This window comes from Xanthomonas sp. NCPPB 2933, assembly GCF_056725225.1.
In genome coordinates, this window is the sequence record NZ_CM161518.1 from 597,555 (window position 1) to 610,651 (window position 13,097).

The 13,097-nt window shown below is 64.2% G+C and carries 12 protein-coding genes; 2 read left to right on the forward strand and 10 right to left on the reverse strand.

The window, feature by feature from the left end; all coding sequences use genetic code 11:
- Positions 1 to 251 precede the first annotated feature (251 nt).
- The gene (locus AC1PLU_RS02535) at positions 252 to 797 is read right to left on the reverse strand and encodes a hypothetical protein (protein WP_481107616.1); all 546 of its coding nucleotides are present in this window, start codon (positions 795 to 797) and stop codon (positions 252 to 254) included.
- A 181-nt stretch (positions 798 to 978) separates the two neighbouring features.
- On the opposite strand from AC1PLU_RS02535, the gene AC1PLU_RS02540 reads away from it, so the two are divergent.
- Entirely contained in the window at positions 979 to 1,605 is a 627-nt protein-coding gene (locus tag AC1PLU_RS02540; protein WP_481094114.1) for a lectin, read from the forward strand.
- 76 nt (positions 1,606 to 1,681) lie between these two features.
- On the opposite strand, the gene AC1PLU_RS02545 is transcribed toward AC1PLU_RS02540, so the two are convergent.
- Genes AC1PLU_RS02545 through AC1PLU_RS02570 form a run of 6 tightly spaced genes read right to left on the reverse strand, consistent with a single transcriptional unit; the run spans position 1,682 to position 7,625 of the window.
- Positions 1,682 to 2,101 carry a Na+/H+ antiporter subunit G gene (locus AC1PLU_RS02545; protein ID WP_481094057.1) on the reverse strand — a complete coding sequence of 140 codons (420 nt, stop codon included), beginning with the start codon at positions 2,099 to 2,101 and terminating at the stop codon, positions 1,682 to 1,684.
- A complete protein-coding gene (locus AC1PLU_RS02550) occupies positions 2,098 to 2,382 on the reverse strand; it encodes a K+/H+ antiporter subunit F (RefSeq protein WP_023902357.1) in 285 nt (94 codons plus the stop codon). The genes AC1PLU_RS02545 and AC1PLU_RS02550 overlap by 4 nt, the downstream gene beginning before the upstream one ends.
- Positions 2,379 to 2,885, reverse strand: coding sequence for a Na+/H+ antiporter subunit E (locus tag AC1PLU_RS02555; RefSeq protein ID WP_023902358.1), 507 nt, complete (start codon positions 2,883 to 2,885; stop codon positions 2,379 to 2,381). Before AC1PLU_RS02555 ends, AC1PLU_RS02550 begins: the two co-directional genes overlap by 4 nt.
- Positions 2,882 to 4,426 (reverse strand): monovalent cation/H+ antiporter subunit D, encoded by a 1,545-nt coding sequence (locus AC1PLU_RS02560; protein ID WP_104551385.1) that lies wholly within the window; start codon positions 4,424 to 4,426, stop codon positions 2,882 to 2,884. The genes AC1PLU_RS02555 and AC1PLU_RS02560 overlap by 4 nt, the downstream gene beginning before the upstream one ends.
- Entirely contained in the window at positions 4,423 to 4,797 is a 375-nt protein-coding gene (locus AC1PLU_RS02565) for a Na+/H+ antiporter subunit C (protein WP_006451720.1), read from the reverse strand. Before AC1PLU_RS02565 ends, AC1PLU_RS02560 begins: the two co-directional genes overlap by 4 nt.
- Positions 4,797 to 7,625 carry a monovalent cation/H+ antiporter subunit A gene (locus AC1PLU_RS02570; protein WP_481107617.1) on the reverse strand — a complete coding sequence of 943 codons (2,829 nt, stop codon included), beginning with the start codon at positions 7,623 to 7,625 and terminating at the stop codon, positions 4,797 to 4,799. Before AC1PLU_RS02570 ends, AC1PLU_RS02565 begins: the two co-directional genes overlap by 1 nt.
- Before the next feature lie 166 nt (positions 7,626 to 7,791).
- Between AC1PLU_RS02570 and AC1PLU_RS02575 the strand changes: the two genes are divergently transcribed.
- Positions 7,792 to 8,694 carry an NAD-dependent epimerase/dehydratase family protein gene (locus AC1PLU_RS02575; RefSeq protein WP_481107618.1) on the forward strand — a complete coding sequence of 301 codons (903 nt, stop codon included), beginning with the start codon at positions 7,792 to 7,794 and terminating at the stop codon, positions 8,692 to 8,694.
- Between the two features lie 15 nt (positions 8,695 to 8,709).
- Here AC1PLU_RS02575 and AC1PLU_RS02580 read toward each other — a convergent pair whose 3' ends face one another.
- The 3 genes from AC1PLU_RS02580 to AC1PLU_RS02590 form a co-directional block, all read right to left on the reverse strand.
- Complete coding sequence (locus tag AC1PLU_RS02580) at positions 8,710 to 9,204, reverse strand: Mpo1 family 2-hydroxy fatty acid dioxygenase (protein ID WP_481107619.1); 495 nt, start codon at positions 9,202 to 9,204, stop codon at positions 8,710 to 8,712.
- Positions 9,205 to 9,301: 97 nt separating this feature from the next.
- Positions 9,302 to 10,897 carry a M4 family metallopeptidase gene (locus AC1PLU_RS02585; protein ID WP_481107620.1) on the reverse strand — a complete coding sequence of 532 codons (1,596 nt, stop codon included), beginning with the start codon at positions 10,895 to 10,897 and terminating at the stop codon, positions 9,302 to 9,304.
- Between the two features lie 433 nt (positions 10,898 to 11,330).
- Complete coding sequence (locus AC1PLU_RS02590; RefSeq protein ID WP_481094051.1) at positions 11,331 to 13,061, reverse strand: peptidoglycan-binding protein; 1,731 nt, start codon at positions 13,059 to 13,061, stop codon at positions 11,331 to 11,333.
- Positions 13,062 to 13,097: the final 36 nt, after the last annotated feature.

Here is a 13,097-nt window from a genome sequence, read left to right on the forward strand (position 1 = left end):
CTCTCGCCCTCCCGGTCGCGCCGTTGTAGCGTGCGCTGGACGGCGTTTCGGTACGGCCAGTGGCGTGGAATCGCTCGCCTTGCTGGACAAAACGGTGCGCACGAAGGGAAGACGCCGCATTGAGCAATGACCGTGCCGGCTGGCGGTGAGCAGCAGTGGTGATGTCGATCGCTTCAGGCCCTTAGCTAGCCCAGGGTGATATCAGGGCGCACCGCTCGCGCTACGCGTCGCTGCTGGATACCGCTGGTGGATCATGCCGCCTGCAACGTATCCGGCAGCAACTCGCCGATGCGTGCACGCACGCGTTCGGCATAGGTTGCCGAGGTGATCTGCGGCAGTTCGCGTAGCGCCTCGGCAATGGCGGCACCGATGGCGTCTTCCGCGCGCGCGGCCTGCAGCTGACGGTGCAATGCGGCAGCGGCGGGATTGCGTTGCAGTTGCAGGATGTCGAGCAGATACAGCCGTGCATTGGTGGCCGCACGCCGCCGCTGACGCTGCAAGTCTTCTTCGGTCTGCTGCGCATCCGCCAGTTGCACGGGCACAGCGGGCGTCGGCTCAGTCGCAGCGGACGTGCCGGGCGCGCTATCCGCGCCTGCACCCGCTTCACCCAGCTGCAGATATCCCATCGCACACAAGGTCTGCACCAGCGTGGCAGCATCGCCGCCCAGCAACTGCGCCAGCGTCGCCAGGTCGCGCTGCCCATCGGCCAGGATCAGGGTGCGCCGCTGCAGCAACGTGAGGGGGCTGCGGTGCGACTGCAGCGCGGTGACAGCGAGTTCGGTCTTGCGTGGGGTCATGGCGGCAGTCCTGCGAAGCCGTCAGCGTGACCGCAGCCAATGAAGCGCCGATGACACCGGCAAGACGCAATGGTCACACCGGCAATGGTCACAGCGTTCTGCACATCACCGCGCTGCGCGCTGTGTAGGCTGTCGCGGAGCCATAAGGAACGCACGCATGACATCCAGACTGCTTGGTTTGATGGGCGCACTGCTGTTACTGGCCGGCTGCAACCGCGCCGACGATTCCAAAATCACTGTTGAGGCAGCTAGCGCGGAGCAAGTGCCTGTCACCGCAGCCCCCAACGACCAGCCGCCTGGCGAGGTGCCACCGGCCACCGCGCCCGCCGGCACGTTTCCGCCGCAACTGCGTCAGGACCCGGCCGCACTCGCGCGTCTGGACGGCTACGGCGATCTGCGTCTGGGCATGGAGGCGGCGCAGGTGCGTGCTGCCTGGGGCGGCGACTTGCGCGGCGAAGCGGCAAGCGATGGCGGCTGTTATCTGTTGCGGCCGCAATGGGCCGACGATGCACGCCGTTTCGGTTTCATGTTCGAGGGCGACCACTTCGTGCGCTATCAGACCAGCGAGCCCAAGGAACTCGCACCCGGTGGCGGCAAGGTCGGTATGACAGTGGCGCAGCTGCGCGCGCTGTATCCCGATGGCCTGATCGAGCAGCCGCACAAATACATCCCCGGCGCGCTCAGCTTGCGCTTTGCCGATGCGGCGGCACAGTCGGCGCTGGTGTTCGAAACCGATGCCCAGGGCAGGGTGACCAACTGGCGGGTAGGGCAGCTGCCGCAGGTGGATTATGTCGAAGGCTCTGGCTGAAGCGCTTGCCGGATCGCGTTCGAACGCCTGGTGCCGCTCAGTCGATCACCCGCCTTTCGAGGCCTAAGTTCAACGCCTAGTGCTGCTCCGACTCTGGCCCCAGATGCTGTTTCTCGGTTTGTTCGTTCTCGCCGACATCGCCCTGCACCTGCGGTAATCCTTCCTCGCGCATCTCGCTCTTGTTCGGCACTTCCGGGCGGTTTTCCATCATCAGCGACAGCGCCGCCTTGGCCATCATGTGCGCGCTGATCGGTGCGGTGATGAACAAAAAGACGGTGATCAGCAACTCGCGCGGTTGCGGGTCCACGCCTAAGAACAGGTGATAGCCCACCGATGCCAGCAGCACGCAACCCACCCCCAGGGTGCTGGCCTTGGTCGGCGCATGCAGGCGCTTGAAAAAGTCCGACAGCTTCACCAACCCGAACGCGCCGATCAGGATGAAGAACGTGCCGACCAGCAACAACGCGCTGAGCAGGTATTCGGTCAGGGCGATCATTCGACGATGTCCCGGCGCAAGACGTATTTACTCAGCACCACCGTGCTGCCGAAGCCCAGCATCGCGATCACCAACGCGGCCTCGAAGTAGATCGGCGAATCCAGATACATGCCCAGCAGCATCAGTTCGGCGATGGCGGTGATGGAGAGCGTATCCAACGCAAGAATGCGATCGGGCACGCTCGGCCCGCGCAGCAATCGCCACAGCGCCATCAGCATGGCCAGGCCTACCGCGTGCATGCAGATGACGATGGTCGATTCGATGAACATGTGGCCGGTCATGGAAAGATCTCCATCAGGGGCTTCTCGTAGCGGGTCTTGATCTCGGCGATCAACGCGTCCGGATCGTCCAGATGCAGCACGTGCACCAGCAGATATTTGCGGTCGTCCGAGAGCGCCGCCGACACCGTGCCGGGGGTGAGCGTGATCATGCTGGTCAGCGCGGCGATGCCATGGATGTTGGCGATATCCAGCGGCACCCAGATGAAACCGGGATGGATGCGCGACTCCGGGCCGAGCACCTGGCCGGCCACCTTGATGTTGGAGCGCACGATATCGCCTGCGGCCACCAGCAGCATGCGCGGCACCGAACGTAGTGAACCGATCTGCGCAAACTCGCGGTCCAGTCGTGCCGCGAAGATCGGCACCACCCAGCCCAGCAACAAGCCGAGCACCCACTGCTGCGGCCCGAAGCTGTCGCTGAGCAGCAACCAGAACACGAACACCATCACGCTCAACGGTGCCGATGGGAACATCCGCCGCCGCAGCGGCACACGCGCGCTCATGGTTGCCTCCGTTGCGGTGTGGTGGCACGCACCTGCTCCACATACGCACCGGGGTCGCGCAGCTGCGCGCCGGCCGCATCGGTGTAACGCATCAACGGACCGGCGCCCACCGTCATCGCCACCAGGCCACTGAGCAGCAACACGGTGGCGGCGGTTTCCACCGGACGCATGCGGCCACGCCGTTGCGGTTGCAGCTCCGGCGCATCTTCCACGGCTTCGGGTACGCGCCAGAACAGGCGCACGCCGGCACGCGTCAGGCCGATCACCACCAACAGGCTGCTGCCGAGGATCGCGGCCCAGACCGGCGCGACCAGACCATCGGGCACATGCTGCAGTAACGCCGCCTTGGCCAGGAAGCCGGACAACGGCGGCAGACCGGCCACCGCCACTGCGGCGATCATGAACATCGTGCCGGGCATCCCACGCCGTGGCAGTGGCGCGACCACTTCCTTGCGATCGCTGGCACTACCGCGACGCCGGCGGATCAGATCCGACACCATGAACAAGGCGGCGGCCACGAAGCTGCTATGCGGCAGGTAATACAGCCCCGCACCCAAGGCGCCGGCATCGTCCAGCGAGAACGCGATGAACAAGGTCGCGGCCGAAAACACCACCAGATACGACACCATCACTCGCAGCCGCGATGCCGCCATCACCCCGATGGCGGCCATCACCAGCGTGGCGATACCCAGCCACAGCAGCGCGTGCCGACCGAAGCCCTGCAGTGCGCCGGCACCGGCGCCAAACCACAGCGACGACACCCGCAATGTCGCGTACAGCCCAACCTTGGTCATGATCGCGAACAACGCGGCCACCGCGGCCGGCGCACGCGAGTAGGTTTCCGGCAGCCATAGATACAGCGGCAGCAACGCGGCCTTGCTGCAGAACACCAGCAGCAACAATCCCAATGCAGCTTTGGCCAGCGGCACATCCTGCGCCGGCAACTCGGCGATGCGTTGCGACAGCTCGGCCATGTTGAGCGTGCCGAACACACCGAACAACAAGCCCAGCGCGACCAGGAACAAGGTCGACGCACACACGTTGAACACCACGTAATGCAGGCCCACGCGCATCTGCAAGCCGCGCCCGCCGCTGAGCAGCAACCCGTAGGAGGCGATCAGCATCACTTCGAAGAACACGAAGAGGTTGAAGATGTCGCCGGTCAGGAACGCACCGTTTAAGCCCATCAACTGAAACTGGAACAACGCATGGAAATGCGGCGCGCGGCGGTCCCAGCCGGCACACGCATGCAGCAGGCAGGCCGAGCCCAACATCAAGGTGGTCAATAGCATCCACGCCGACAAGCGGTCGCCCATCAGCACGATGCCGATGCGTGCCGGCCAGTCGCCCAGCAGATACACCAGCACCTCGCCTTCGGCGGCGCGCGCGAACAGCGCGATCACTGCCGCAGCCAGCAAGGCCATGCTCACCCACGCCACCGTGCGCTGCACGCGTGGCCCATAGCGACGATGCTCGACAAACAGCGACGCAGACGCACCCAGCATCGGGATCAGGATCGGCAGGATCAGCAGATGATTCATCGCCGCGCCTCGCGCGTGTCCACGCCGGTGGTGGCGTCTTCGTGCGCATCCACATGATCGCTGCCGTTGTCGCTGCGGCTGCGGATCGCCAGCACCAGGCTCACTGCAGTCATCGCAAAGGCGATCACGATCGCAGTCAACACCAGCGCCTGCGGCAACGGATCGGTGTAGTGCATCAGATCGGCGGGCACGTCGTCGCGCAGCACCGGCGCCTGGCCGCTACGCACGCGCCCACCCGCGAAGATCAGCAGGTTGGTCGCATACGACAGGAAAGTCATCCCCAGGATCACATCGAAGCTGCGCGCGCGCAGCAACAGGTAGATCGCCAATGCAGTGAGGACGCCGATCGCGCTTGCCAGTGCCAGTTCCATCAATGCTGCTCCGCGGTGCGTGTCGAACGTTGGGTGGGGTCGATCTCGCCGCGCTGCGAACTGCGCGTGCGCGAAGGTTTGATCGTGCCCATCATCGACAGCATCAACATCGCCGCGCCGAATACCACCAGATACACGCCGATATCGAAGCCCAGCGCGCTGGCCAGTTCCAGCTCACCCAATAGCGGCAACGGAATCTCCACATGCCCGCTGCTCAGGAACGGCATGCCGAACAGCAGCGACCCCGCACCGCTGACCAGTGCGAACAACAGCCCGATGCCGATCAGGCGGATGTAATCGAAACCGAAGCGCGATTCCACCGAGGCGGTGCCCTGAATCACGTACTGCATCAGCAGCGGCACCGCCAGCACCAGGCCGGCGATGAAGCCGCCACCGGGCGCGTTATGACCGCGCAGGAACAGGAACAACGACACCGTCAGCGTGAGCGGGAACATGATCTGCGCCAGATCGGCCGGCACCGGCAACTTGATCGGCGGCCCCGGCATGCTGCGCTCCGGCGCCATGCGCGAGCGCCGCAGTAGTGCATGCACCACCAGCCCGGCAATGGCGAACACGGTGATCTCGCCGAAGGTATCGAACCCGCGGAAATCCACCAGGATCACGTTGACTACGTTGTGGCCGTACGCTTCCGGCAGCGCACGATGCAGCATTTCCCCTGCCACGGTGTGGCTGGGCTGTGTCATCAAGGTGTAGGCCAGGGCGGCCAGGCCGGCGCCACCGACGATGGCAATGGCGGCATCGCGGATCTTGCGCAAGCGCGCAGGCTCGGGCAGCGAGCGCTCGGGCAGGTAATTCATCGCCAGCAGCATCAGCACCAGCGTCACCATCTCCACCAGCAACTGCGTCAACGCAAGGTCCGGTGCCGACAGGAACACGAAGGTCAGGCTGACCGCCAGGCCGGTGCCGCCGAGCACCAGCACCGCCAGCAGGCGCTGCTTGTACAGGAACAGGCTACCCAGCGCGCAGGCAATCATCAGTAGCCACACCGTCCAGCCCAGCAGCGGCATCGGCGTGGGGGCAGGCCAGGCCGGCAGCGTGCCGCCTTGCAGGAACGGGACCAGCGCCACCACCACCGCACTCAACACCAGCAACATCAGCATGCGTTGCAGATTGCCGTTGGTGACCGCATCGGTCATGCGCGCGGTGGCGGCATACAGTGCGCGCAGATTCCAGTTGAACAGCGCCTTGCCTGGCGAGCGGTTCTGGATCGCATACAGGTCCAGCGTGCGGCGCAGCGCCATGTACAACAGCGTGCCACCCACCATGCCGGCGATGCTCATCGCCAATGGCCAGTTCCAGCCATGCCACAGGGCCAGGCTGTAGTCGGGCAACCTGTCGCCCAGGATCGCGCTTGCACCGGCGCGTAGCACTGGCGCGATGGTCCATGCCGGCACGATGCCCACTGCCACGCAGATCAGCACCAGTACCTCCACCGGAATCTTCATCCAGCGCGGCGGCTCGTGCGGGGTGGTGTCCAGATCGCGTGGGCCCTGGCCGAAGAAGGTGTCGTGCACGAAGCGCAGGCTGTAGGCCACGCCGAGCAGCCCGGCCAGCAGCGCAGCGATGCTGGCCAACACACGCATCGCCTGCGGCGCTTCGGTTTCCAGTGCGACGGCAAAGAACATTTCCTTCGACAAGAAGCCGTTGAGCAGCGGAACGCCGGCCATCGCCAACGAGGCGATGATCGCCAGCGCGCTGGTGAATGGCATCAGGCGGCGCAGATTGCCCAGCTTGCGCATGTCGCGCGTGCCGGTCTCGTGGTCGATGATGCCGGCGGCCATGAACAACGAGGCCTTGAACACCGCGTGGTTGAGGATATGGAACACGCCAGCCACCACCGCCATCGGTGTGGACAGGCCGAACAGCATCGTGATCAAGCCCAGATGCGAAATGGTCGAATACGCCAGCACGCCTTTGAGATCGTGCTGAAAGATCGCATGCCAGGCACCCAGCAACAGCGTGATCGCGCCGATGCTGGTGACGGTGTAGAAAAACAGATCGGTGCCGGCCAGTGCCGGGTGCAGCCGCGCCAGCAGGAACACGCCGGCCTTCACCATCGTGGCCGAATGCAGATACGCCGAGACCGGCGTCGGCGCAGCCATCGCATGCGGCAGCCAGAAGTGGAACGGAAACTGCGCGCTCTTGGTGAAAATGCCCAGCAGCACCAGCCCCAACGCATACGGATACAGCGGGCTGGCGCGAATGAGATCGCCGGCTGCCAGCACCGCATCCAACTGAAAACTGCCGACGATGCGGCCGATCATCAAGATGCCGCCCAGCAACGCCAGGCCGCCACCGGCGGTCAGCACGAAGGCCATGCGCGCGCCTTCGCGTGCATCCTTGCGGTGCGACCAGAAGCCGATCAACAGGAACGAGCTGATGCTGGTGAGTTCCCAGAACACGATCAGCAACAGCAGGTTGCCCGACAACACCATGCCGAGCATCGCGCCCATGAACAGCATGAGATAGGCGAAAAAGCGCGAGGCGCTGTCGCGTGCGCTCAGGTAGTAATGCGCATACATCACCACCAGCGCGCCGATGCCCAGCACCAGTAATGCGAACATCCATGCCAGGCCATCGAGCCGCAGCGAGAACAGCAAACCGATTTGCGGCAACCAGGCATGTTCGCTGCGGATTACTTCACCGCGCAGTACCGCAGGTGTCAGCATCGCCAGGATCAGCAGCCCGCCCAACGGCGCGGCCGCAGCCAACCACGCAGTGATCGAACGGGAGGTGCGCCAGAACAGCGCGGTGGCGGCCGCCATCACGAAGGGCAGCGCGAGCAGGATTTCCAACGAAAAAGGCATGCAGGGAACACAAGATTCGCGAGCAGGCCAGAGAGCTTAACAAAACGTTGACTAACGGCCGCGTCAACGTCATCGCCGGGCGCATGCGGAAATCGCCGCTGGATCGTCGTCGCATCGCTGCGTTGCACTCGCTATGCTGGGCTCACCAAGACTGCATCCGAGCCCTGTGACCGCTGTCAATCCCGCCCCGTCCACCGCTGTCTCTGCGCCACGCGCCCTGGTGTTCGGCGGCAGCGGGCAGATCGGCGAACGTCTGCTGACGCGGCTATTGAGCCGTGGCTGGCAGGTCACGGCGTGGTCGCGGCAGCCGCGTGCGGCGCGGACCGGATTGATCTGGCGGCAAGGCGATCTGGCCGTGCCGGCAGCGGCAGGCGAAGCGTTCGAGGTGATCTTCAGCTGTGGCCCGCTGGATCATTTCGCGCGCTGGTATACGGAAAATCCGGTGAGTGCCCCGCGGATTGTGGCGTTCGGTTCGACCAGCCTGGAGGTCAAGGAACACTCGATCGATGCGGCAGAGCGCGATGTCGCCCAGCGCCTGGCAAACGCCGAACAGGCGCTGTTTTCTGCAGCGCAGGCGCGTGGCGCAACCGCAACGGTGCTGCGCCCGACGTTGGTCTATGGCGCCGGACGCGACCGTACGCTCACCCAGATCGCCAGCCTGGCGCAGCGCACCGGCGCGTTCGTGTTGCCGGCCAACGCCACCGGTTTACGTCAGCCGGTGCATGTGGACGATCTGGCCAGCGCCGCGCTGGCGGTGGTCACCCAGCCGGCCACGCAGCAGCGCAGTTATGCGGTGGGCGGTGGCGAAGTGTTGGCCTACATGCAGATGGTGGAGCGCGTGCTGGCTGCGTTGCCACGACCGGCGCGGTTGTATCAGGTGCCGCCGACGCTGTTCGGGTTGGCGCTGAGCGCTGCGCAACGCCTGGGCCGCCTGCGTGGCATGAATGCAGCGGCGTTGCAGCGCATGCGCGATGACCTGGTGTTCGATCTGGAACCGGCGCGTCGCGATTTCGGTTATGCGCCGCGTGCGTTTCGTCCGCTGCCGGAAGAACTCGGCGTTCGCGAGTGAGGTTGATGCGTCGAGCTAGTAGCGCCAACCCAGCTGGCGATATAACTTGGCCAACACCCAGATCGGCCCGATCAGCAGATAGGTCAGATCGGTCAGATCGGTCAGAAAGCTCGGCTTGCGGCCTTCGATCTTGTGACCCACGAACTGTGCGATCCAGGCCAGCACAAACACCGCCACGCCCAACGTGAACACGCCGCCCAGGCCAAGCTTGCTCTCGATCAAGCGACACAGACAGCCGAAGAAGAAGAAGATGCCCAGCATGCCCAACCCCAGCGGGCGCGACAGCCGGTTGTAGTACGACCACACCGCAAACATCGACAGCGCCGCCCACACGCCGCTACTGAACCAGGTGCCGCCCACCGGGATGCACCACAGCAAGGCCACCACCGACCACAGGATCGCCGGCACTGCCAGCATATGGATCTGCTGGTTGGTAGCGTTTTGGTGATCGTCGGAATAGCTGGCGAAATAGCGGTCGATCGGCCGCGCGGTCGTGGTGCGTTCGGTCATGTTCCCTCCCAGGAATGACCCAAGCATACGCGCGCGGATGGCGCTGTGGCAGCCGGCCCTTGCCACGCGCCGGTCGCGTGGCAAGGGCCGGCATGCATCAGTTGACCGACACCGCGCTCCACGCTGCGGCAACCGCGCGGTATTGCGTGGAGGTGCTGCCATACAGATCGGTGGCTGCGCTCAACGTGGCCCTGCGTGCGGTCGCGTAGTTGGTCGAAGAGGTCATGTAGACCGTCAACGCGCGGTACCAGATGCGGCTGGCTGCGGCACGGCCGATCGACGTCAACGCGGTATTGCCGTTGCACACCAGCCCGGCCGGCGTCACGTTCCAGCTGGTGCCCGCACCAAAGCCGCTCGGCACCACCGCGCCCTCGGCCAGCAGATAGTAGAAATGGTTGGCCACCCCCGAGCTGTAGTGCACGTTGAGCGAGCCCAGGCTGCTGCTGTAGCAATCCGGCGAGTCGCCATCCAGGCTCGGCTTGAACATGTAGCGCAACGCCAGCGTGCCGCTGCTGTTGCCGGGCACGATCTTTTCGCCGATCAGATAATTGCCCGGCTGCGCGCTGTTGTTGGCGGAGTACTCCACCATCGCGCCCATGATGTCGGAAGTGGCTTCGTTCAAACCGCCGGACTCGCCCGAGTACACCAACCGTGCGGTGCGACTGGTCACGCCGTGGGTCATCTCGTGGCCGGCCACATCCACCGAGACCAGCGGCGTGAATGTGCTGCCGTCGCCATCGCCGAAGGTCATGCAGAAGCAGCTGTCCTGCCAGAATGCGTTGTTGTAACGGCTACCGTAATGCACACGGCTGCGCGCACCGGCGCCGTCGTTGGCGATGCCGCTGCGCGCATGCGTGGTGCGGAAGTAGTCCCAGGTCAAGGCCACGCCGTAATGCGCATCCACCGCTGCCGTCACCGTATCGCTGTTGGCGCCGCTGCCCCAGGCGTTGTCGGCATCGGTGACCAGCGTGCCGTTGCCGGAGGTGCTGTTGCGCATGTTGTAAGTGGCGCCGCTACCGCGGCTCAGGTCGGTCAACTCGTAACCGCTGCTGCAACGCGTTGTCGATAATCCAACGTTGCCTGCATATAGCGAACGCCCGGTGCCGGTTGCGCTGGTGCCGCCACTGCACACGGTGTGCACCGTATCCCAGGATTCGAGAATGCGTTGATTGACCGCATCGACGATGTAATGCATCTCGGTGGGTGTCTGGTCAGGCTTGATGCCGCTGTAGATCACTTCGTAGACCAGCCGCGGTGCGCCTTGGCGCGCATACAGCGCCAGACTTGCGCGTGGCGCGGCGTCGGGTGCTACATCGAACTGCGCACCGGCTGCGCGCACCGCAGTGTCGGCATCGATGCCCGGTACGATGGCCGGGCGCACGTTGGTGTCCATGGTCTGGCTCAACTGACGCATTACCCCGCGCCGCGAATGCACCACCACATCGCCGCCGATGACCGGCAAGCCCTGATAGGTGCGATCGAAGCGCACATGCTCGGTGCCATCGGCATCGACAATGCTGTCGCGCGCGACAAACGTATCGGCGGTTGCACGATTGGCCAACGCCGCAGCGTTGTTGCCCAACAACGATTGCGCGCGCACTACCGCGGCATCGGCGGAAAGATCCGCAGCACTGGCGACAGCAGGCAACGATAGCGCGCAGCAGATCGCTGCGCCCAACACATGGAATTGCATGACGACTCTCTCCCAGGAAACGTGCAATGCAAAGATCGGCGGCGACGAGCATCAGCCGATCGCGAATGGCAGCAGGGTGCCGGCAGCCAACCTTGCACAGTCTGTGAGAGCGCAGTAGTAAAAATTACAGTTGTGTTGCGTTCTGTGCGCCGCGCCACTTTGCGTTGTGGAGCGCATCGCAGACAGATGCAAGATGCGCTGCACGATTGGCGCTCATCGCGCTGCGGACGCGTATCGCAGCGCTGTTCTACAAGGCCGCTGTTTCTACAAGAATGTGTCGGCGCCCAGTGACACGCGGTGCGCCAGGGAGCATGCAGTGGTGTTCGATTGCGGCATCGCTTTCAATCGTGAGCGACGATGGCGATGTCAGAGCGCGCGCACAAAAAAAGCCGGCCAGAAAACTGGCCGGCTTTGTTGATGCATTGCTGCACCCTTAGCGGCCGCCGATGGCGACCTTGTGCTGCTCGTCCTGCGTCTGTTGCTGCTGCGTCTGGCCAGCCAGCAACTGCGCACTGGTCTGCTCCAGCGTGGGAGCGGGCTGATTCAGATCCACTGCCGCACGGAAGCCTGGCGTCGTTCCCATGACGAACGCCTTACCGTTCTGCACCGTCACGTCCTGCAGCTTGTCGGCAGAATCGATGCCGTTCTGCTTGGCCTGCAAGGTGACGTGGGCCGCCGTCTCGTTGGAGATCATGCTTGGCAGCCTGCTGCGGATCGCGGTGTGCAGCGCATGGTCCGGATGCGAGGCATCGTTCAACGATGGGCCCTTCGGCGCGGCATGCTGCGTCTGGCCTGCCTGCGTCTGGGCCTGCGCCGGCAACGCGGACAAGGCGGCCTGTGTATTGCGGCCCACCACGCCATCGGGCTGCAGCCCATGCTGCTTCTGGAATGCGATCACCGCCTCACGCGTGTTGTCGCCGAAGCGACCATCCTCGGCAAGCCGGTTCCCCTGGGCATCGCGCACGCCAAGCCGGTTGAGGTCCTGCTGCATCTTGCCGACATCGGGATTGTGGTCGCCCTGACGCAGCGTGCCGTTGCCAGCGTGTGTCGATGCTTGAGCCTGACGAGCGCCTGATTCCTGATGATGGCCTTGATTCCAGAACGTCTCCGGACTGGTCAGCTTGCCGTTGGCATCGCGCAGTTGGTAATGCACATGCTGTGCGTACTGGTTGACACCGTTCGGGCCGCGTCCCCCCATCGTACCGATGGCATCGCCGGCAGACAGCGCCTGGCCTTCTTTGACCTTCAGCCCTTCCAGATGCAGGATCTCGTGCGAGTTGCCCTGCGCATCGCGAATCTTGACGGTGCCGTAGTTGCCACCGGCGAACGTGACGGTTCCCGTGACCGGCGAATGCACGGTCGGATGCTGCAGATTGCGACCTGCCTGGCCGCCCTCGTAATTAAAGTCCGTACCGCCGTGCGGACCACGGCTGCCGCGGTGTTCGCCGTAATGACCAGTGATATGCGGATCGGTAGTGCCCTGGCCTGGCAGCATGCGCTCCATCGTCTGCTGGAAGTTACTGCGAGTGGCATGGCTGGGTTCGGCTGGGTGCGCCGCTGGCGCCGAGCGATCCACTGCGTTTCCCTGCGTCTGGGCAAGGCGCTGCTCTACGAACTGGGTGTAATTGTCCAGGTGAGGGGCGATTTCGCGCCGGGATAGAGCAAGGCCACCATAATCTTTGCTGGGACCATCGTGGTGATACTTGTAAATATAATCCTCGTCCTGGCCGCGGCTACGCGCGAGATCGCGGTTGTCGATGAAATGTTGCACCAATGCCTGCGACTGCGTCTGCACATCGAAGCGGTTGGCCGTGGTGACGCCATAATGTGCACCGGTGCGATCAATAAATTGACCCAGGCCCGAAGCAGACGTGGTCCCCGCAGCTGCGTCAGGATTGAAGCCCGATTCGACCCGGGCGATGGCTAGAACATAAGCGGTCTCACGCGATGAAAGCCCGGCATCCTGCGAGGCATCGATGAGGCTATCGATCACCCGCGATTGGGTCTGTGGACTGGCATCGCCCCAGCGACGCGATTCGCCGTGCAGTCGGCCATCTGCGCTGTCGATGGGCTCGCGATAATGGCTCCACGGTTTGATCCGGTCGCTGCTGTACGCAGCGCCGCGTGGCTGAAGCATCTCGGTATAGATCGTGTTGTCGGTCATATCGTGCGTTCCTTTCTATGAGACAGATTCTTCCTT